Here is a 20,139-nt window from a genome sequence, read left to right as displayed (position 1 = left end):
CTCGATGAAGGCCGCCGTCCTCCATGAAGTCAACAAGCCTCTGGTCATCGAGGATGTCAGCCTGCCGAAGCCCGGCCCGCGCGAGGTCCTGATCCGGACGTCGGTCGCAGGTCTCTGCCACTCCGATCTGCACTTCATGGAAGGCCTTTATCCGCATCCGCTGCCCGCGGTGCTCGGGCACGAATCGGCCGGCGTCGTCGAACAGGTCGGCTCCGACGTGACTTATGTGAAGCCCGGTGATCATGTCGTCACCTGCCTTTCGGTGTTCTGCGGCACTTGCGACAATTGCACCACGGGCCGCACGGTGCTCTGCACCGACACCACCGTAAAACTGCTGCCGGGGGTGTCCAATCGGATGCAATGGGCCCGCTCCGAGAAGCTGCATCAGTTCCTCAACCTCTCTTCTTTCGCCGAGCAGATGCTGGTGCACGAGAACGCGATCGTTAAAATCCGCAAGGAGATGCCGCTCGATCTCGCCGCGCTGATCGGCTGCGGCGTCATTACCGGCTACGGCGCGGTCGTGAACACGGCGAAGGTGACGGCCGGCGAGACCGTGGCCGTGATCGGCTGCGGCGGTGTCGGCATGGCTGCAATCAACGGCGCGCAGATCGCAGGCGCCGGCCGCATCATCGCCATCGACACCAATCCGGCCAAGCTCCAGCTCGCGACCAAGCTGGGCGCCACCGACATCATCAACCCGGCAGACGGCGACGTCGTGAAGCAGGTGCGCGATCTCACCGATGGCGGCGTGCATCATTCCTTCGAGGTGCTCGGCCGCAAGGAGACCGCCGAGCAGGCCTTCGGCATGCTCGCCTCGGGCGGCACGGCCACCATCGTCGGCATGATTCCGTTCGGCCAGAAGATCGAGCTGCATGGCTTCGACTTCCTGCGCGAGCGCAGGATCCAGGGCTCCTCGATGGGCTCGAACCATTTTCGCGTCGACATGCCGCGGCTGGTGGATTTCTACCTGCGCGGCCGGCTGCACCTGGAAGACTGGATCTCGGCCAAGCTGAAGCTCTCCGAGATCAACGAAGGCTTTGCAAACATGAAAGCCGGCAAGACGCTGCGTAGCGTGATCATGTTTGACAGCTGATGGCCGGATGAGGCCGGACGCTCAGGATTGAGGCAACTGGCCCGGGCCGGCCAGGTCGCAACGAGACTCTTTCAGGAGCAGCAGCGCCGCAGCTGTGACGAGACCCGTGGTGAGCAGGTACACGGGCGATATGTTCAAACCGGGCCCTTCGAAGACCAGATAAGAGAACAGCCCCGCAGTCGACACGATGAAGCCGAGCCAGGCAAGGCTCGGAGAACGAAATCCACGTTCGCCGCGCCAAAGATCAAGCACGAGGTAGTACACGAGAATGGTGTTGCAGAGTGCCGCCGGCAGCACGCCCAGGACGATTCCACTTTCGAACGCCAGATAGGATAACACGCCGTTGACCTGGGCAATCACCGCGAAGGGCACATAGCGCGGATTGAGGCAGGCCAGGGCGATCGACGCAAGCTCGAACGCGTAGAAATACCGCTCGTGCATCTTCGGGAGCAGATACGGCATGAGCATCAGCGATACACACGCGGCGAGCAGAATAAACTCCGGCCCCGTCCGTCGAGAGCGCGCGATGAAGATCGACAAGGCGAGCCCGCTCGCCGCCGCGAGCACCATGCCGACGGCGACCCCGATCGCGTACGGCATTCCGCCAGCGAGCACCCAGATGTTCGCTGCGTTCATGGTGAGGCGATCGAAGGTGTGAGCCTGGTCCAAATAGACCGCGAACACGGAGGCCAAAGATCTGCCCGCGACCAGAACCGGAATGGCGAGGACAACATAGATCCCGGGAACGGTGGCGAGCCATGCCAGGTGGATCCTGCGGCGCAGAATCATGCCGAGCACGAAGGGTCCCAGGAACACGCCCTGAGCCTTCACCGAAAAGGCCATCGCAAATGACGCAACGCCATTTCGGTCCCGCATGAACAGCGCCACGGAAACCAGCGTGAAGAAGGTCCAGATCGAATCACTCTCCGCCCACACTGCGCCATTGAAGATCATCGTCGGTGCAAGCCAAACCGCGCAGAAGGCCAGGGAAGCGCGTAATGGCAACTTTGTCGCTCGCCAGACGATCTGGGCCACAACGATCGCGCAGCCCAACTCGAATACTGCCGAGATCGCTTTCACATGGGAAAGTGGCTCGCCTAGCCAATCAAATCGGGCGGCAATCAGCAGGAGATAGCTGTAGAACGGCGTATAGTTGGTAAAGGCTTCGGCCAGTCCAGCGACACCGTGATCGCGAGCGAAGACATACCAGGGGATCAGATGCTGAATGGCGTCTTCGGTCGCGTGCTTCCGAGCGAAATAGCGGAGCGCAAGGCCCACGAGTCCGCATCCGATCGTTACGGCAATTGCAAGCGGCCAATTGTTTGGCGGCGTCTTGTCCGACTTGACGTCATGACCGGGCCCGCGGATCGCGTCGCTTCCAACAATGTCTTTTGTCACGCGATCACTCGTGAGGCTCCATTTTCCTGACCTAACCTCTACGGGCCATCAATTCACAGCTGCATAACGTCTGGTTTCGCAGGTCCTAAGATTGCGGCGAACCGGTTGCTTGGTTAGCGAATGCTTTATGACCTGCTCCGGGGCATGATGCGGAGGATGGAGCGGAACTACCGCTGCAAATGTCGCGTAAAGATCCGCACCACATGACCCCTGACCCGCGGCGCCTCGTCGTAGAGGTCTGAGGCGAGCCGCTCGATGGTCTCGCGCAGCGATAGGAACTGGGCCTGCCGCGCGCTGCTTTCGGTGCCCTGCATGCCCGCAAGCTCGTCCATCGCGGCGTCGCTGATCTGGCACTGCACGACCTCGTCGTCGTTCAGCATGGTGAAGCGAAAGGCGAGCCGTTCGAGATCATGGCCAATGATCCTGTCGCGCATGAGTGGCATCAAATCGTCCCGGTCGACCCCCGCGCCGAAAATGCCGAAAATCCCGCTGCTTGTCAGCAGCAAAGGCAATCCATCGCCTACTGGAACGCAACTTCGGCGAAACTGCGGAGCTTTCGCGAATGCAGCCGCTCGGATTCCTGCTGCTTGAGCCGTTCCAGCGCCTTCAGGCCGATCTCGAGATGCTGACCGACGCGGCGGCGGTAGAATTCGCTGGCCATGCCTGCGAGCTTGATCTCGCCGTGCAGAGGCTTGTCGGAGACGCACAGCAGCGTGCCGTAGGGGACGCGAAAGCGGTAGCCGTTGGCCGCAATCGCGGCCGATTCCATGTCGAGCGCAACCGCGCGCGACTGCGACAAGCGGCGAATGACATCGGGCCCGCTGATCTCCCAATTGCGGTTGTCGACGCTCGCGACGGTGCCGGTCCGCATCAGGCGCTTGAGCTCGAACCCTTCGAGCCCGGTGACGTCCTCCACCGCCTCCTCGAGCGCGACCTGCATCTCCGCGAGCGCCGGGATCGGCACCCACAGCGGCAATTCACGATCGAGCACATGGTCCTCGCGAACGTAGCCATGGGCGAGCACGTAGTCGCCGAGCCGCTGCGTGTTGCGCAGGCCTGCGCAATGGCCAAGCATCAGCCAGGCATGGGGCCGCAGCACGGCAACATGGTCGGTGACGTTGCGCGCGTTGGATGGACCGGTGCCGATGTTGATCAGGGTGATGCCGCGATAGCCGGGCGCGACCAGATGGAAGGCTGGCATCTGCGGCCCGCGCGCGGGCGCAACGCCCGTCGTCGCGCCGCGGCTGCGCGTGATCACATTGCCTGGAGCAACGAAGGCATCGAGGCCGGCCTCGCCAGCCTGAAGCCGCTGCTGGCAGAGTTGCGCGAAGGCGTCGACGTAGAACTGATAGTTGGTGAAGATCACGAAGTTCTGGAAATATTCGGGGTCGGTGCCTGTGTAATGGTAGAGCCGGCGTAGCGAGTAGTCGACGCGGGCCGCCCGAAACAGGGACAGCGGCTCGGGCGCGCCAGGCTGGAGCTCGAAAGTGCCGTCGGCGATGGCATCGTCCATGGTCGCAAGATCAGGCACGTCGAACGCATCGCGCAGCGACCGCGTCACGGTCGAATTCTCGCTGGTGGTGATGGCGGCTTCGATGTTGATGTCGCGGCGATAGGCAAAGTGAACGGGGATCGGTTCGTCGGACTCGCCGATTTCGACCGGGACGCCGTGGTTCTGGATCAACAATCCGATCTGCTCTGTCAGATAAGTCCGGAACAGATCCGGACGCGTGACGCTGGTCTCGTGCACGCCGGGCCGGGCGACGAAGCCGTAGGCGAGACGCGAATCCAGCCGCGCATGCGTCGCGGTGGTGACGCGGACGAAGGGATAGAAGGCCCGCACCCGCGCCGTGATTGCCTCGCCGTTGACGTAAGCTTCGAACCGGTCGCGCAGGAACTTCGTGTTGCGCTCGTAGATCTCTTCGAGGCGGGCGACGGCGAGGTCGGCGTCGGAAAAGGATTCGGTGGCGACGGAGGGTGGAGATTGGATGGATTGCATTGTTCGACGCCAGGTTGCTGGGACTGAATCGAACTATAGCAAGAAAACTAAAGCAAGAAAGAAGCCGCCCGTCATTGCGAGCGTAGCGAAGCAATCCAGAAATCTCGCCGCGGAGGCAACCTGGATTGCTTCGCTGCGCTCGCAATGACGAAAGGAGGCGATGACGCGCCTTCGCGCGTCACTTCTCCCGGAACGCGCGCATGAACTGGTCGTGCAGCGGCTTCATCAGATAGGACAGCATGGTGCGGTCGCCGGTCTGGACGAAGGCTTCCGCCGGCATGCCGGGGATCAGCCTGGAGTCACCGAGCTTGGCGACCTCTTCCGCGGACAGCGAGACGCGGATGGTGTAGTAGCTCTGGCCGGTGCGCTGATCGGTGGTGACGTCGGGCGAGACGCGGCTGACGACGCCGTTGAGCTCGGGCGTAGTGCGCTGGTTGAAGGCGGAGAGGCGCAGCAGCGTCTTCTGGCCGATCTGGAGCTTGTCGATATCGACCGGATTGACCTTGGCTTCGACCTGGAGATCGTCGGCCTGCGGCACGATCAGCATGAGGGCGTCGCCGGCGGTGATGACGCCACCAACCGTATGCACGGTCGATTGCAGCACCATGCCGTCCTGCGGCGCGCGGATGTCGACGCGGCGAAGCTGGTCCTCGGCGGCGACCTTGCGCTCGATCATTTCGCCGATCTTGTCGTTGGTCTCGCGCAGATCCTTGGAGACCTCGCTGACCATGTCCTTGTCGACCTGGATGATCTGGAGCTCGGTCTCGGTGATCTTGCCTTTGGCCTGCGCGCGCGAGGCGATGTACTGCGCGCGCTCGCCGTTGAGGCGGGCGCTGTCGCGTTCGAGCGTGGTCAGGCGGGAGATCTGCACCAGGTGCTTGTCATAGAGATCGCGGACACCGACGAGCTCCTGCTGCACCAGCGAGATTTCCCTGTCCTTGGCCCGCTCCTGCGCGGAGAGGCCCTCGATCTCCTCGTTGAGCTGCTGGATGCGCTCGCGCAGCTGCGCCTTCTGGCCGGCGCGTCCGTTGACGCGAACGTCGAACAGCTTGGTTTCGGCGGAGAGCAGCGCCTTGACGTCGGGATCGTTGCCGCGATCGAGCAGCGCTTGCGGGTAGTCGATCCTGTCGATCCCGCGCTGCTCGGCCTGGAGCCGCGCGGCACGCGCCTGCGCCGCGTCGAGATTCTTGGTGACGATGGCGAGGTTGGCCTTGGTGACGGTGTCGTCGAGCCGCACCACGATGTCACCGGCCTTGACCACGTCGCCATCGCGGGCGCGCAGCTCGCCGACCACGCCGCCGGTCGGATGCTGCACCTTCTTGACATTGGATTCGACCACGATCTGGCCGGGCGCGATCAGCGCGCCCGAGATCTGCACGGTCGATCCCCAGCCGCCGAGGCCGACCAGGAGGACCAGCACGATCCCAAGCCCGAGCATCAGGTGAAACCGGATCGACTGCCGTACGGTCCGCTTCGCGGCGGGCTTCGCCCCGCCGAGCGCAATCGTGCTCATGCCTTGGCTCCGCCTTCGCTGACGATCTTGATCGGCGCCAGCGGCGTCACACGCGGCTGGAGCACCTGGGCGAGCACCTGCTCCTTCGGCCCGAAGGCCTGCATGCGGCCGTCGCGCAGCACCAGGATCTGATCGACCGCTTCCACGCCGATCGGGCGATGTGCCACCACGACGACGATGGCGCCGCGCTCGCGCGCCGCGCGGATGGCGCGGGTCAGCGCTTCGTCGCCTTCGGTATCGAGATTGGAATTGGGCTCGTCGAGCACGATCAGGAACGGGTTGCCATAGAGCGCGCGCGCCAGTGCCACGCGCTGCGCCTGGCCCGCGGAGAGCGCCGTGCCCTGCTCGCCGACCTGGGTGTTGTAGCCCTCGCGCATCTTGATGATCATCTCGTGCACGCCGGCTTCCTTGGCGGCGGCGATGATGCCGTCAGACGTGGCCTCGGGATCGAAGCGGCTGATGTTCTGCGCGATGGTGCCGCCGAACAATTCGACGTCCTGCGGCAGATAGCCGATATGGCGGCCAAGCATGTCCGACGACCATTGGTCGAGCGCCGCGCCGTCGAGCCGCACCTTGCCGCGGACCGGTTGCCAGACGCCGACCAGCGCGCGGATCAGCGACGACTTGCCAGAGCCGCTCGGTCCGATCACGCCGAGGCCGTTGCCGGCTTCGAGCGCAAAGGTGACGTCCTGCACGATGAGGCGCTGGTCGCCCGGCGGCACCATGGCGATGCCTTCGACCGAGAGGCGGCTGGTCGGCGCCTGCAGCTGGGTCGGCATCGTCTGCGCCGGCATCTGCTCCAGAAGTCGGGTCAGGCGGTGCCAGCTCTGGCGTGCCGCGACAAAGGATTTCCAGTGCGCGATCGCGAGGTCGACCGGCGCGAGCGCACGGGCCGAGAGGATCGAGCCGGCGATGATGATGCCGGCGGTCGCCTCCTGATGGATGACGAGATAGGCGCCGACGGCGAGCACGGCCGATTGCAGCATCATGCGCAGCACTTTTGCGACCGCGCCGAGACCGCCGGCGACGTCGCTCGCACGCTGGTTGCCGTCGAGATATTTTTCGTTGGCCTCGCTCCAGCGCGCGTTCATCCGGCCGGCCATACCCATCGACACCATGACTTCGGCATTGCGGCGGCTGGCCTGGGCGAGATCGTTGCGCTGGGCGGCAAGGCCCATCGCGTCCTTCGCCGGCTGGCGCGACATGAACTCGGTGACCAGCGTCAACCCGACCAGGATGACGGCGCCGACCAGCGCGGTGACGCCGATCATGACGTGGAAGGCGAAGCAGATGGCGAGATAGAGCGGCAGCCAGGGCAGGTCGAAGAACGCGCTCGGTCCCATGCCCCCGAGGAAGGAGCGGACATTGTCGAGATCGCGCAGCGGCTGAAGCCCCTCGTTGCGGCTGCCGACCAGCAGCGGCAGGCGCACGATGGTGTCGAACACCCGCTTGTTCAGGGCTTCGTCCAGCGCGGTGCCGACCCGGCCCAGGATCCGGTTACGGATCATGTCCAGCACGCCCTGCGCCATGTAGAGGAAACTGGCGAGGACGATCAGGCCGACCAGGGTCGGAATGCTGCGGCTCGGCAGCACCCGGTCGTAGACCTCCAGCATGAAGATCGACCCGGTCAGATAGAGCAGGTTGATCATGCAGCTCATCAAGCCGACGCCGACAAATGCCGTGCGACAGGCGCGCAGCGCATCACCGAGCTCTGAGCGGCGGACGCCGGGAACGGCTGCCATCAATCTGATCTCTTTCGGGTAGGGGCCAAAGTCCCTGATTTCAAAGGCAAATTCAGGAGTAATTGACCCGGATTAACATCGCGTTTGCGCTCATCGCCCAACGCAGTCGAATACCCGGGACCCCTATGGCCCACATCACCCCCGACCGGCCCTGCACGCAAGTCCGGAATCTCACGATCTTGCGGCTTTTTCTTGCAGACATGTCACCTCTCCCCGGGCGGGGAGAGGTCAAAAGTTCGATCAATTGAACTCGGGCGCCATTAGAACCGGCCACCGCCGCGGACCAACCGCACCACCAGCAGCAGGATGACCGCGCCGATCGCGGAATAGATGATCTCCGATATCAGTCCGGTGCCGATGTGAATGCCAAGCTTCGGAAACAGGAAGCTTGCCACCAGCGCGCCGGCGATGCCGACCACGATATCGCCGATAATGCCGAATCCGGTTCCGCGCACCACCTTGCCGGCCAGCCAACCCGCCACCAAGCCGACGAACAGGATGACAAGCAGGCCTTCATTGGAAATGTACATAAGTGAGGTCCCTCTCCGTGAACGGTTCCATGGAAGCGGAACCGGGATGAACGAGGTGTGAATGCTGTTCCCCGCTTCCCGGTCGCGGTCAAATATCAGGACAGTGCGGTGACCGGCTCCGCCAGCACGCACCGTGCCGCCCGGCCCGGGCCGACCTCCACAGTGTCTGGCAGTTGTTCCAGGCAGCGCGGCTGGGCTACGGCGCAGCGGGGCGCAAAGGAGCAGTTGTGCGGCCTCTCGCCGAGCGACGGCGGGGTGCCGGGGATGGTCTCGAGCCGCTGTCCCCGCTTGGCCCCGTGGACGGTCGAGGCGAGCAGGCCCTTGGCGTAGGGATGCACCGGCGAGCGGACGATGTCGCGAAGCGTGCCCTGCTCCACGATCTGGCCGGCATACATCACCGCGACCCGGTCGCAGATCTCGATGGCGACCCCGATGTCATGGGTCACGAAGATGACGGACATGCCGAACTCGCGCTGCAATTCGCGCAACAGCAGCAGGATCTGGATCTGCACGGTGGCATCGAGCGCGGTGGTCGGCTCGTCGGCGAGCAATATCTTGGGACGACACGCGAGCGCCAGCGCGATCATCGCGCGCTGACGCATGCCGCCGGACATCTCGTGCGGATAGGCATCGAGCCGGCGCTTTGCGGAAGGAATGCGCACGACCTCGAGCATTTCGAGCGCCCTCGCCCTACCCTCCGCGTAAGACTTGCCTTCGTGACGCACCACGCTTTCGGCGATCTGCGCGCCGATGGTGTAGACCGGATCGAGCGCGAGCGCCGGCTCCTGAAAGATCATCGACACGGTCTGCCCACGGAACGACGACAGCTGCCCGTCGTTCATGGCGAGCACGTCGCGACCCATCACGTTGACCTTGCCCGTGATCTGGGTGCGCTTCTTCGGCAACAGCCGCATCAGTGCACGCAAGGTCACGCTCTTGCCCGAGCCGGACTCTCCGAGCAGGCCCAGCACCTCGCCGTCGCCGAGCGAGAGGCTGAGATCGTTCACGGCATAGACCGTACGCTCGCCGGTGAAGCGGATGTTGAGGCCTGAGATCTCGACGAGCTTTGTCATGACGGAAGTTTCGGCAGCCTGTCGTGATAGTCGGTGGCGCGCTGGAAGGCGGCGCCGATGGTGAGCAGCGTCGCTTCATCGAACGAGCGGCCGATCAATTGCATGCCGATCGGAAGACCGCTCTTGGTGAAGCCCGAGGGCACCGTGAGCGACGGCAGGCCGAGGTAATTCACCGGACGGGTGAACAGCGTCAGCCGCTGCAACAGCGCCGGCGCGTTCGGCCCGCCGCCGACGTCGCTCTCCTCGATGGTCGGCGCCGGCACCGGGGACGCGGGCGCGATGATCGCATCGACACCTGATGTCGCAGCGTTGTGCGCAGCGAGCGCCGGTCCGCGCCAGCGCATCGCCTCGAGATAGGTGATGGCGGGGACCGCGAGGCCGTTCTGAAGCCGCATCAACACCTGCGGACCATAATCCTGCGGCCGCTCGATCATCCAGCGCTTGTGGAAAGCGGCGGCTTCGGCTGCAAGCACGAGCTGGCTTGCCGAGGACAATTGCCGCTGGTCGGGCAGCTCAACCGTGACGATGTCGGCGCCCTCGCGCTTGAGCACCGCAATGGCCTCGTCCAGCACGCGCGCGACCTCGCCGTCGAGATCGTCGACATAGAAGGACGAGGGGACGCCGACTTTGAGGCCCTTCAGCGAGCCCTTGGTTGCGCCGACATAGTCAGACAGCGGCTCACGGCTCGCGGTCGAATCCTCGGGATCAGGGCCGGCCATCAGCGCCAGCAGCAGCGCGCAATCCTCGGCGGTGCGGGCGAGCGGGCCGACCGTGTCGAGCGACTGCGACAGCGGCATCGCGCCGGCGCGACTGACCCGGCCAACCGTGGTCTTCAATCCCGTGACGCCGCAGAAATGCGCGGGCATGCGGATCGAGCCGCCGGTGTCGGAGCCGAGCGCGGCATAGGTCAATCGCGCCGCGACCGCAGAGCCCGAGCCTGACGACGAGCCGCCGGTGATGTGCGCGACATTCCAGGGATTGCGAACCGGACCATAATGGGCGTTATGACCGGTCGGGCCATAGGCGAACTCCGCCAGATGCAGCGCACCGAGCCGAACCTGGCCGGCGTCCTTCAGCCGCTGCAAGGCAGTGGAGGTGACGGTCGGAACGAAATCGCGGCGGATCAGCGAGCCGCAGGTCGCGACGTGACCTGCGTCGTAGTACATGTCCTTGTGCGCGAGCGGCACGCCATGCAACGGCCCGCGGACTTCGCCCTTGGCGAGTTCGGCGTCGGCGGCATCGGCAGCCTTCAGCGCCGCCTCCGATTCGATCGACATGAAGGCGTTGAGATGCGGCTGCCACTGCGCGATACGATGCAGCAGCGCACGCGTCACCTCATGCGAGGACACTTGCTTCATCGCGATCGCGCGCGCGACCTCGGTGAGCGTCATCAATGCGGGCTCGGTGCTCATTTCGACAGCTTCGCAGTCTGCGCGATCGGATAGAGCGCGGGCTCGAGATCGAACGGCAACGTGCCGGCAATCGCCGCGAAGCCCTCGAAGGCCGGTCCGATGGAATTGGAGATGCGCGTCGCGATCTCGTCGTCGACGGGAACGCCGGCGACCTGTGCCGTCGCCTTGATCTCTTTTGTCGTCGGTCTCGTCATACGGTTTCCTCCTTGGGCGCGCGGCTATGGCCTGAACCCGGGATCGCCATGTAGCACGCGGCCTCGTGGCCCATATTATCCAGCGCGGTGAGTTTTGGTGTCGCATTTGCGCAGAGCGGCTCCGCAAACGGGCAACGGGTGTGGAAGCGGCAGCCCGAGGGCGGATCGATCGGATTGGGCGGATCGCCCGTGATCGGCGGCGTCTCTGTGCGGCGATCCGGATCCGAGGACGGCATCGCGGCAAGAAGTGCGCGCGTATAGGGATGGGCCGGCTGGTCCCAGACCTGGTCGACCGGCCCGAGCTCGACGACCTCGCCGAGATACATCACCAGAACGCGATCGCTGATGTAGCGCACGACGTTGAGATCGTGACTGATGAAGAGATAGGTCAGGCCGAACTCGCTCTTGAGATCGGCAAGCAAATTGAGCACCTGCGCCTCGACTGATTTGTCGAGCGCGGAGACCGCTTCGTCCAGAATCACCAGACGCGGCGACAGCGCCAGCGCACGCGCGATGTTGACGCGCTGGCGCTGGCCGCCGGAGATCTCGTGGGGGTAACGGTTGGCGAAGTTTGCGGGAACCAGGCCCACCTTGCCCAGTAGCTCGCGCGCCAGCGCGCGCGCGGCGCCGTCCGCCATGCCGTGCACCTTTGGGCCAAAGGCGATCGATTCCTCGATGGTCAGGCGCGGATTGAGCGAGGCGTAGGAATCCTGGAACACCATCTGCATGCCGCGGCGCAGCTCTCGCAGGGAGAGCGACTGGCCGACGCTCATGCCATCATAAATGATATCGCCGGTGTCACGCGGCATCAGATGCATCAGTAGCCGCGCGGTGGTCGACTTGCCGCAACCGGACTCCCCGACGATGCCGACGGTCTCGCCCTTGGCGACGGAGAAGGAGACATTGTCGACGGCACGCACGGTGCGCTTTGCGGCGAACAGGCCGCCTCGCACCGGAAAATGCTTGGTCAGGCCCCTGACCTGAAGCAGCGGTTGGGCGACGCCGCCGAGGTCTTCGATCGGCTCCAGCATTACGACTGACGTGCTGACTTCGCTCATGGCTAGTTCCTGATGTCCATGGCGCTGCGCAGGCCGTCCGAGAGCAGGTTGAAGCAGATCGAGACCGCGAAGATCATCGCACCGGGGAGTGCGGCGACCCAGGGGTTGACATAGATCGCGGTCCGCAAGGTATTCAACATCAGGCCCCATTCCGGCTCGGGCGGTTTGGTGCCGAGGCCAAGGAAGGACAGGCCTGCCGCGAGGATCATCGAGACCGAGATCAGGCTGGTCGCGTAGACGAAGATCGAACCGAGCACATTGCCGAGGATATGAACGCGCATGATGGTGAACGGTCCCGCGCCGGAGGCGCGCGCGGCATCGACGAAGTCCATGTTGCGCACGCCCGTCGTGACGCTTTCGGCGACGCGGGTGATCTGCGGCACGAACACGACGGTCAACGACACGATGGAATTGAGGATGCCCGCGCCCAGCGCGCCCGAGATCGCGATCGCCAGCAGCACGGACGGAAACGCGTAGAACACGTCGATCGTGCGCATGATCGCGGTGTTGAGCTTGCCGCCGACATAGCCAGCAACGAGGCCGAGCGACGTGCCGATGCAGAAGGCGAGGATCACCGGCAAAATGCCGATGAGAAGCGACAACCGGCCGCCATAGATCAGCCGCGCCAGCATGTCGCGGCCCAGCTCGTCGGTGCCGAGCGGGTAGCCTGATGTGCCGATGTGGCGCAGGCGGCGGATCATCGAGCCCTTGTACGGATCTTCCAGACCGAGCCACGGCGCAACGATCGCGGACAGGAAGATCAGCAGCAGCACCAGCGCGCAGACCATGCTGACCTTGTCGCGCCGGATACGACGTCCGACGGTCGCCCAATAGCCGCGCGCCTTGGTCGCGGGCGCGGACTGAAGTGCCGCATCGCTGGTGACGGACAACGGAAGCTCGCTCATCGGCTAGCCCCGCTTGATGCGCGGGTCGATCGCGGCTTGCGCGATGTCGACCAGCAGATTGAGGAAGACGAAGAACAGCGCCAGGATCAGGATCGTGCCCTGGAGCAGCGGCAGATCGCGCTGGAAGATCGCCGAGTTGAGCAGGAAGCCCGAGCCCGGCCAGGAGAACACGGTCTCGATCAGGATCGAGCCGCCGAGCATGTAACCGAGCTGAAGTCCCATCACCGCGAGCGCCGTGGGCGCTGCGTTCTTGATGACGTGGCGGAACACGCCGCGCTCATGCAGGCCTTTTGCACGCAGCGCCTCGACAAAGTCCTGGCTGAGAATGTCTCCGGTCAGCGCGCGCACCGTGCGCGTGACGATGCCCATCGGGATCACCGAGGTCGTGATCGCCGGCAGCACGAGATATTGCAAATGCGCCCAGTCCCAGGCCCAGGCGGCGGAGCCGCCGGGCCCGGCACCGACGGCGGGGAGCCAGCTCAGCTGGACCGAGAAGATGATGACGAGCACCATGCCGAGCCAATAATGCGGCACCGAAACGCCGGCGATGGCGAAGGACGTCGCCAGCTTGTCGATCCAGGTCTCGCGGAAATAGCCGGCCACCAGTCCGAGCAGGATGCCCATGGTGAAGCCGATGATCGCCGCCGCGATCGCCAGCGTGACGGTGTTGCTGACCGCGCGCATGACCTCGGCGAGCACCGGGCGGCCCGTGGCGATGGAATTGCCGAGATCGCCATGAAGCGCGCGGAGCAGCCAAAGCCCGAACTGCACCGGCAGCGGGCGGTCGAAACCGTAAGCGGTGCGGAGCTGCGCGGCGAGCTCCTGCGAGGCGTCGGCCGGCAGCACGGCGACGAGCGGATCGCCCGGCGTGATGTGCACGAGCAGAAAACACACCAGCGCGACGCTGATGACGATTGGGACGACGTAGACGATGCGTCTGGCGATATAGGCGAGCACGTTGTTTCTTTTCTTCCCTTCTCCCCTTGTGGGAAAAGGTGGCATAGGCCGCCCCGGGCGGCCGTTCTTTAAGATGACGCCGAAGCTAAGCTTCGGCTACGGCGCCGGATGAGGGGTATCTATCCGCAGGTACAGCATTGTCGAATAAGAGAGAGGGTCGCTCGCGGAAAGAGACCCCTCACCCGGCTTCGCTTCGCGAAGCCACCCTCTCCCGCAAGGGGAGAGGGTGCACTGAGCAAGCGAGCGAACTACTGCAACGACACCAGCGAGAAGTCGATGAACCAGCTCTTCGGCTGCACGACGCCTGTCACCTTCGGGCTGATGGCGCGGGGGCCGACGTCGTGGGCGACGTAGAGGAAGGCTGCGTCGTCGACGGAGGCCGCGTGCAGTTCGGCGAGCGCGGCGTCACGCGCGGCAGGATCGAAGGTCTGCCGCGCCTTCTTCACGAGTTCGTCGAACTTGGGATTGTTGATGAAGCCCCAATTGTTCGAGACCGGCGGCGCCATGCCCGATTGCAGGAAGCGCACCAGTGCGAAGAACGGATCCATCGCCGCGTAGGTGACGTTGGTTGCGTTCGAGCCGTTGGCGCTCGGATCCTTGGCGCCGCGGCGCCAATTGGTGAACAGCGTATTCCACTCGATGACGTCGAGCTGCACGTCAAAATAGCATTCGGCCAGCGCCTGCTGCAGATATTCGTTCATCGGCAGCGGCTGCATCTGGCCCGAACCGGACGCCGAGGTCTGGGTCTTCACCGTCAACTTCTTATTCGGGCCGAATCCGGCCTCCTGCATCAGCTTCTGCGCAGCCACCTTGTCGTACTTGATCTCGAAGGTCGGCTTGCCGCGCCAGGGATGGCCGGCCTCGAAGGTGCCGGTCGCCGGCACCATCAGCCCCGCAAGCAGGCCGTCCTTGAGGCCTTCGCGATCGACGCAGAGGTTCGCGGCCTTGCGCACGCGGATATCGTTCCAAGGCGAGCCCTCGACGCGCGAGAACTGCCACGGCCAGACGTGCGGCTGCTCGTTGGCGTAGAGCTTGAAGCCGCGCTGCTTCAATTCGGGCAACGCGTCCGGCGCCGGCGCCTCGACCCAATCGACCTGCCCGGAAAGCAGCGCTGCAGTGCGCGCATTCGCTTCCGGCATCGGCAACAGCACCATCTTGTCGACCTTGGGCACGCGGTCCTTATTCCAATAGCCCGCATTCTTGACCAGTTCGAGCCGCTCGCGCGGCGTGAACGCGGCCATCTTCCACGGGCCGGTGCCCGCGGCGTCCTTGGCGAACGCGGTCCAAGCCGCCTGCGACTTCGCCTTGGCGTCGGCGCCCTCCGCCTTGTCGTAGAAATGCTGCCACTTCGCCGGGCTCGCCATGAAGAGGTTGGTGACGTTGATCGGCAAAAAGCTGTCGGGCTCCTTGGTGGTGAGCTCGACCGTCATGTCGTCGACCTTCTTCGCGGACGCCAGCGTCGGCATGCGCGAGGCCGTGACGCCGACCTGGCTGGCGTCGAATTGCGGCGCGTCCTGCTTCAGCACCTTCTCGACATTCCACACCACTGCGTCCGCATTGAACGGCGAGCCGTCATGGAAGGTGACGCCCGGCCGCAGCTTGAAAGTCCATTTGGTCTTGTCGGCATCGTCGACCTTCCACTCGGTGGCAAGGCCGGGGATCACCACGCTCGCCTTGTCGGCCGAGGACAGATCCCAGCCGGTGAGCGCGTCATACATGGTGAGGCCGGTGAAGCGGTTGCCTTCAAAACCCTGATCGGGCTGGCCCAGCGTGCGCGGAATATCGGCAGCCGTCATGGCGATGCGCAACACGGTTTCGGCACTTGCGGCGCGCGGCCACGCAGCCGCGCTACTGAGCGCCAGCAACGCGATCAGCGCCGCGCGGGTCTTGTTCTTATTGATAAGCATTGACTCAATCCTTTTCCGGCTTCGATGACTAATTTTGATGCAATCGTATGCAATGCCTATGCCAATGGGGAAACTTATTCTGCAAATTGCCCCTGCGACGACAAGTCCTTGTGATGACGCCTCGGTGAAAGCACCTTGCTGCCTATTCTGGCATCAAGATTGCAGGTTTGGCTCCGATTGTCCTTGAAGCCTTCCCTGGAGCTTTGGCCCATGCGTATCCGACTATCGACCTGTTTCGCCGTGCTTGCACTGGCGTTGTCCGCGATTCCCGCGGGCGCCGAGACGGTGCTGCGCTACGGCATCTCGATGGCGGACATCCCGCTGACGACCGGCCAGCCCGATCGCGGCGCCGGCGCCTATCAGTTCACGGCCTACACCATCTACGATCCGCTCGTGGCGTGGGAGATGGACGTCGCCGACCGCCCGGGAAAGCTGGCGCCGGGACTGGCCACCGAGTGGAAAGTCGATGACGAGAACAAGACCAAATGGCGCTTCACCTTGCGCAAGGGCGTGAAGTTTCACGACGGCAGCGAGTTCAACGCCGATGCCGTGATCTGGAATCTGGACAAGGTGCTCAACGACAAGGCGCCACAATTCGACAAGCGTCAGAGCGCGCAGGTCAAGACTCGCCTGCCTTCGGTCGCGAGCTACGCCAAGATCGACGACTCCACGGTGGAGATCACCACCAAGACGGTCGACTCGTTCTTCCCCTATCAGATGCTGTGGTTCCTGGTCTCGAGCCCAACGCAATATGAAAAGCTCGGCAAGGATTGGGACAAGTTCGCGAGCCAGCCTTCGGGGACCGGCCCGTTCAAATTGACCAAACTGGTGCCGCGCGAGCTCGCCGAGCTCACGAAGAATCCGGATTATTGGAACAAGAAGCGTATTCCCAAGGTCGACAAGCTCGTGCTGGTGCCGATGCCGGAAGCGCTGACGCGGACCAATGCGCTGCTCGCCGGGCAAGTCGATCTGATCGAGACGCCGGCGCCGGATGCCGTGCCGCAGCTCAAGGCTGCCGGCATGAAGCTCGTCGACAACGTCACGCCGCATGTCTGGAATTATCATCTGAGCGTGCTGCCGGGTTCGCCCTGGACCGACATCCGCCTGCGCAAGGCGCTGAACCTCGCGATCGATCGTGAGGCCGTGGTGGGCTTGATGAATGGGCTTGCGAAACCCGCCAAGGGACAGGTCGATCCGTCGAGCCCCTGGTTCGGCAAGCCGAGCTTCGAGCTGAAATACGATGTCGCCGCGGCCAAGAAGCTGGTCGAGGAAGCCGGCTACTCCAAGGCGAAGCCGCTGAAAGCGACCTTCATCATCGCACAGGGCGGCACCGGCCAGATGCTGTCGCTGCCGATGAATGAATTTTTGCAGCAGAGCTTCAAGGAGATCGGCATCGACATCGATTTCAAGGTCGTTGAGCTCGAGACACTCTATACGCACTGGCGCAAGGGCGCGGCCGACGAGATGAACGCCGGCATCACCGCCAACAACATCGCCTACGTCACCTCGGACCCGCTCTACGCCATCGTCCGCTTCTTCCATTCGAGCCAGATCGCGCCGGTCGGCGTCAACTGGGGCGGCTACAAGAACCCGAAGGTCGACGCGTTGATCGACGAGGCCAAGCAGACCTTCGACAGCACCAAGCAGGACGAGCTGCTGGCGCAGGCGCATGCGCTGATCGTCGACGACGCCACGCTGGTGTGGGTAGTGCACGACACCAACCCGCACGCGCTCTCGCCCAAGGTCAAGCAGTTCGTGCAGGCGCAGCACTGGTTCCAGGACCTGACGACGATCGGGGCGGAGTGAGGCCAAAGGCCGGCACTCAGCTTCCGCAAACACCACCGTCGTCCTGGCGAAAGCCAGGACCCATAACCACCGAATTTCGTTTGGCGAAGATTGGTGGTTGGCCGCTCGCCGTTAACAACTTCTCCCTGGGGTAATGGGTCCTGGCTTTCGCCAGGACAACAGCGAGTGTGTGGTTAGCTTCAAACCGCACATCTGCCCCCTACTTCGTCAGCAGCGCATAGGCCCCGGTCCACCCCTCCGGCGGCGGGTTGATCTGGAATTCCTTGATGCGCACTTCGTATAGCTTGAACAACTTTTGCAGCGTGTCGGCATCCTCGCTCCTGCGGCCGCGTTCGATCGCGTCCAGCGCGCCCTGCCAGTCGCGGCTGCGATAGCAGGCGAGCATTTCGATGGTGACGTTGCGCAGGCGCTGGAAGGCGGCCGAATGCATCACGTCCGCGCGGCCGGCGATCGCGTAGATCACTTCCGGCTCGGTCTTGCCCTTGACCATGATGAAGTCGAGCTCGAGAATCGCGAACTTGTCCTTGGCGGCGAGCGCGGTCCTCGAGCCGACGATGATGGGAAAGCCGTACTCCTTCGACTGGCCTTCCAGGCGCGAGGCCAGGTTCACGCTGTCGCCGAGCACCGAATAGTTCTTCTTCAGGTCGGAGCCCATGTTGCCGACGACGCCGATGCCGGTGTTGAGACCGATACCGACGTTGAGCGGGATGTAGACGTGGCCGCCATCGACGGCTTCCTGCTCGCGGTCCTTGTTCACCGCGTCGATCCTCTCCAACATCTGGATCGCGGCCTCACAGGCGTTGACCTCGTGCTCGGCATCGTCGAGCGGCGCGTTCCAGAACGCCATGATGGCGTCGCCCATATATTTGTCGATGTAGCCCTTCTGATCGATGATCACGTCGGTCAGCGGAGTCAGGAAGCGGTTCATCAGCGCGATCAGCCCCTGCGGATCGTGCTTGTAGGTTTCCGAGATGGTGGTGAAGCCGCGCACGTCGGAGAACATGATCGTCATCTCGCGCTCCTCGCCGCCGAGGACGAGCTTTTCCGGTGACTGCGCGAGTTGCTCGACCAGCACCGGCGACATGTATTGCGCGAACATGCCGCGAATCTGCACGCGCTGCCGCTGCTCACGCACGAAGCTCGCGAAGATCAGCGTCAGATAGATCGCGGTGGTCGAGAGCAGCGGATAGGTGAAGTCGATGAGATAGCGGTGTTGCGCATAGAAGAACCAGGACACGCCGATCAGGATCGCGGCGAAGGTGGCGCCGGCAAGCACGAGGCGAACGGGTCCGAGGTTCGGCGTGAAGATGATGACGAGCAAGCCGATGACGAGCGCGGCGAGCAGCTCGACAACGAGCGCATAGCCGGGCTGGGAGATCACCGCGCCGCTCAGCACGCTCTCCAGCACCTGGGCGTGGATCTCGACGCCAGGCATGGTCGAGGACACCGGCGTGGTCTTGAGGTCGTTCAACCCGCCCGCGGAGGTGCCGATCAGGACCAGCTTGCCGGCGATCTTGCCCGGCGCCACGCTATTGTCGAGCACATCGGCCGCGGAGACGTAGATCGAGGGGTCCGGGCGGGCGTAATGCATCCACAGCTGGCCGTTCTTGTCGGTCGGGATCTCCAGGCCCTTGAGGCGGATCGTGCGGATACCGCTCTTGTCGGTCCTGACCAGCAGCGTCGGCGTGCCGGTGGCAACGCGCAGCATCTCCAGGCTCAGCGAGGGCATGATGTTGTCCTGCGCCCGCAGGATCATCGGCACGCGGCGGATCAGGCCATCGCGCTCGGGTCTGATCGAGAACAGGCCGCGTCCGGCCGCGACCTTCTCGATCACAGGCACGTTGCGCAACAAGCCCGGGAAGTCGAACATGAAGCGTTCAGACCCGTCCTCCCCGAGCGTCGCTACGCCGGTGAATGGAAGTGACTTGTCGAGTTCGGACAAGACTGCTGGAAGCCCCGTCTCGCCCAGAACCACGCGCGAGCGCTTGATCGCTTCGGCAAGGATCTGGTCGTTGCTCGGCAGCTCGCGCAGCTTGGCGCGGGTGGCGTCGTCGAGGTAGCGCATGTCGCTCGCGACCAGATCCGGATTGAGCCGATCAGCCTCCGAGAACACCACGTCGAACCCGATCACCACCGCGCCGTTGCTGGTAAGGTTCTGGATCATGTCGGCGATCCGCGTCCGCGGCCACGGCCATTGGCCGAGCTTGGCGAGGCTCTTGTCGTCGATGTCGACGATGGTGACCGGCCGCGTCGTCTTGTGGCGCGGATCGATCAACTGAAACATGTCGAAGGTGCGCAGCCGCAGTTCCTGGATCGGCGGCGGATCCCACAGACGCGCGCCGGCAAATACGACCAGCAGCGCAAGGCACATCAGCCGCGCAAACCCCAACTTGCGCGCAAACCACCGCCGCAGGATCTTGAGACGTTTCATTTCAGTAGGACTTCCTGCAAACCCGCACCGCGCCGTGCGCGCCGATCATGCAGCGTCCGTGCGCGATTGGCTATTCCCCGGCTGCGGAGGAGTATGGATTTTTTGCCGCGGTCAAGCCGGG

16 protein-coding genes are annotated in these 20,139 nt (G+C 64.1%); 2 read left to right on the top strand and 14 right to left on the bottom strand.

The features are described from left to right. Positions 1 to 4 precede the first annotated feature (4 nt). Positions 5 to 1,093 (top strand): Zn-dependent alcohol dehydrogenase, encoded by a 1,089-nt coding sequence (locus IVB48_RS31060; RefSeq protein WP_247406086.1) that lies wholly within the window; start codon positions 5 to 7, stop codon positions 1,091 to 1,093. Between the two features lie 21 nt (positions 1,094 to 1,114). On the opposite strand, the gene IVB48_RS31055 is transcribed toward IVB48_RS31060, so the two are convergent. The 13 genes from IVB48_RS31055 to IVB48_RS30995 form a co-directional block, all read right to left on the bottom strand. After that, on the bottom strand, positions 1,115 to 2,491 hold the full coding sequence (locus tag IVB48_RS31055; RefSeq protein WP_247406083.1) for a hypothetical protein: 1,377 nt from the start codon (positions 2,489 to 2,491) through the stop codon (positions 1,115 to 1,117). A gap of 167 nt (positions 2,492 to 2,658) precedes the next feature. Further along, complete coding sequence (locus IVB48_RS31050; protein ID WP_027570099.1) at positions 2,659 to 2,934, bottom strand: DUF1488 family protein; 276 nt, start codon at positions 2,932 to 2,934, stop codon at positions 2,659 to 2,661. 77 nt (positions 2,935 to 3,011) lie between these two features. Further along, positions 3,012 to 4,490, bottom strand: a complete 1,479-nt coding sequence (locus IVB48_RS31045) for an AMP nucleosidase (protein ID WP_247406080.1) — start codon at positions 4,488 to 4,490, stop codon at positions 3,012 to 3,014. Between the two features lie 178 nt (positions 4,491 to 4,668). Continuing rightward, a complete protein-coding gene (locus tag IVB48_RS31040; RefSeq protein ID WP_247406077.1) occupies positions 4,669 to 6,003 on the bottom strand; it encodes an HlyD family type I secretion periplasmic adaptor subunit in 1,335 nt (444 codons plus the stop codon). After that, positions 6,000 to 7,745: a type I secretion system permease/ATPase gene (locus tag IVB48_RS31035; protein WP_247406074.1), complete on the bottom strand. Its 1,746-nt coding sequence runs from the start codon at positions 7,743 to 7,745 to the stop codon at positions 6,000 to 6,002. Before IVB48_RS31035 ends, IVB48_RS31040 begins: the two co-directional genes overlap by 4 nt. Before the next feature lie 260 nt (positions 7,746 to 8,005). After that, positions 8,006 to 8,275 (bottom strand): GlsB/YeaQ/YmgE family stress response membrane protein, encoded by a 270-nt coding sequence (locus IVB48_RS31030; RefSeq protein ID WP_007605178.1) that lies wholly within the window; start codon positions 8,273 to 8,275, stop codon positions 8,006 to 8,008. Between the two features lie 95 nt (positions 8,276 to 8,370). Continuing rightward, positions 8,371 to 9,348 (bottom strand): ABC transporter ATP-binding protein, encoded by a 978-nt coding sequence (locus IVB48_RS31025; RefSeq protein ID WP_247406071.1) that lies wholly within the window; start codon positions 9,346 to 9,348, stop codon positions 8,371 to 8,373. Next, complete coding sequence (locus tag IVB48_RS31020; protein ID WP_247406069.1) at positions 9,345 to 10,760, bottom strand: amidase; 1,416 nt, start codon at positions 10,758 to 10,760, stop codon at positions 9,345 to 9,347. The genes IVB48_RS31025 and IVB48_RS31020 overlap by 4 nt, the downstream gene beginning before the upstream one ends. After that, complete coding sequence (locus tag IVB48_RS31015; RefSeq protein ID WP_106941722.1) at positions 10,757 to 10,954, bottom strand: hypothetical protein; 198 nt, start codon at positions 10,952 to 10,954, stop codon at positions 10,757 to 10,759. Before IVB48_RS31015 ends, IVB48_RS31020 begins: the two co-directional genes overlap by 4 nt. Then, positions 10,951 to 12,012: an ABC transporter ATP-binding protein gene (locus IVB48_RS31010; protein ID WP_247406066.1), complete on the bottom strand. Its 1,062-nt coding sequence runs from the start codon at positions 12,010 to 12,012 to the stop codon at positions 10,951 to 10,953. Before IVB48_RS31010 ends, IVB48_RS31015 begins: the two co-directional genes overlap by 4 nt. 2 nt (positions 12,013 to 12,014) lie before the next feature. After that, the gene (locus IVB48_RS31005; RefSeq protein ID WP_027570091.1) at positions 12,015 to 12,917 is read right to left on the bottom strand and encodes an ABC transporter permease; all 903 of its coding nucleotides are present in this window, start codon (positions 12,915 to 12,917) and stop codon (positions 12,015 to 12,017) included. A gap of 3 nt (positions 12,918 to 12,920) precedes the next feature. Further along, positions 12,921 to 13,874, bottom strand: a complete 954-nt coding sequence (locus IVB48_RS31000; protein ID WP_247406062.1) for an ABC transporter permease — start codon at positions 13,872 to 13,874, stop codon at positions 12,921 to 12,923. Between the two features lie 248 nt (positions 13,875 to 14,122). Continuing rightward, positions 14,123 to 15,781 (bottom strand): ABC transporter substrate-binding protein, encoded by a 1,659-nt coding sequence (locus IVB48_RS30995; protein WP_247406059.1) that lies wholly within the window; start codon positions 15,779 to 15,781, stop codon positions 14,123 to 14,125. 210 nt (positions 15,782 to 15,991) lie between these two features. Between IVB48_RS30995 and IVB48_RS30990 the strand changes: the two genes are divergently transcribed. Then, complete coding sequence (locus tag IVB48_RS30990) at positions 15,992 to 17,587, top strand: ABC transporter substrate-binding protein (protein WP_247406057.1); 1,596 nt, start codon at positions 15,992 to 15,994, stop codon at positions 17,585 to 17,587. A gap of 199 nt (positions 17,588 to 17,786) precedes the next feature. Here IVB48_RS30990 and IVB48_RS30985 read toward each other — a convergent pair whose 3' ends face one another. Continuing rightward, positions 17,787 to 20,018 (bottom strand): adenylate/guanylate cyclase domain-containing protein, encoded by a 2,232-nt coding sequence (locus tag IVB48_RS30985; RefSeq protein ID WP_247406055.1) that lies wholly within the window; start codon positions 20,016 to 20,018, stop codon positions 17,787 to 17,789. Positions 20,019 to 20,139 lie beyond the last annotated feature (121 nt).

Origin of the sequence: Bradyrhizobium sp. 76 (assembly GCF_023073025.1) — a bacterium.
GTDB lineage: Bacteria > Pseudomonadota > Alphaproteobacteria > Rhizobiales > Xanthobacteraceae > Bradyrhizobium.
This window is presented reverse-complemented; position numbering and strand designations above follow the sequence as displayed.

Excerpts from the sequence above, each read along its gene's own strand:
- IVB48_RS30985 (WP_247406055.1), bottom strand. The coding sequence starts at position 20,018 with ATGAAACGTCTCAAGATCCTGCGGCGGTGGTTTGCGCGCAAGTTGGGG.
- IVB48_RS31045 (WP_247406080.1), bottom strand. The coding sequence starts at position 4,490 with ATGCAATCCATCCAATCTCCACCCTCCGTCGCCACCGAATCCTTTTCC.
- IVB48_RS30995 (WP_247406059.1), bottom strand. The coding sequence starts at position 15,781 with ATGCTTATCAATAAGAACAAGACCCGCGCGGCGCTGATCGCGTTGCTG.
- IVB48_RS31020 (WP_247406069.1), bottom strand. The coding sequence starts at position 10,760 with ATGAGCACCGAGCCCGCATTGATGACGCTCACCGAGGTCGCGCGCGCG.
- IVB48_RS31010 (WP_247406066.1), bottom strand. The coding sequence starts at position 12,012 with ATGAGCGAAGTCAGCACGTCAGTCGTAATGCTGGAGCCGATCGAAGAC.
- IVB48_RS31005 (WP_027570091.1), bottom strand. The coding sequence starts at position 12,917 with ATGAGCGAGCTTCCGTTGTCCGTCACCAGCGATGCGGCACTTCAGTCC.
- IVB48_RS31050 (WP_027570099.1), bottom strand. The coding sequence starts at position 2,934 with ATGCCACTCATGCGCGACAGGATCATTGGCCATGATCTCGAACGGCTC.
- IVB48_RS31035 (WP_247406074.1), bottom strand. The coding sequence starts at position 7,745 with ATGGCAGCCGTTCCCGGCGTCCGCCGCTCAGAGCTCGGTGATGCGCTG.
- IVB48_RS30990 (WP_247406057.1), top strand. The coding sequence starts at position 15,992 with ATGCGTATCCGACTATCGACCTGTTTCGCCGTGCTTGCACTGGCGTTG.
- IVB48_RS31060 (WP_247406086.1), top strand. The coding sequence starts at position 5 with ATGAAGGCCGCCGTCCTCCATGAAGTCAACAAGCCTCTGGTCATCGAG.
- IVB48_RS31030 (WP_007605178.1), bottom strand. The coding sequence starts at position 8,275 with ATGTACATTTCCAATGAAGGCCTGCTTGTCATCCTGTTCGTCGGCTTG.
- IVB48_RS31040 (WP_247406077.1), bottom strand. The coding sequence starts at position 6,003 with ATGAGCACGATTGCGCTCGGCGGGGCGAAGCCCGCCGCGAAGCGGACC.
- IVB48_RS31015 (WP_106941722.1), bottom strand. The coding sequence starts at position 10,954 with ATGACGAGACCGACGACAAAAGAGATCAAGGCGACGGCACAGGTCGCC.
- IVB48_RS31025 (WP_247406071.1), bottom strand. The coding sequence starts at position 9,348 with ATGACAAAGCTCGTCGAGATCTCAGGCCTCAACATCCGCTTCACCGGC.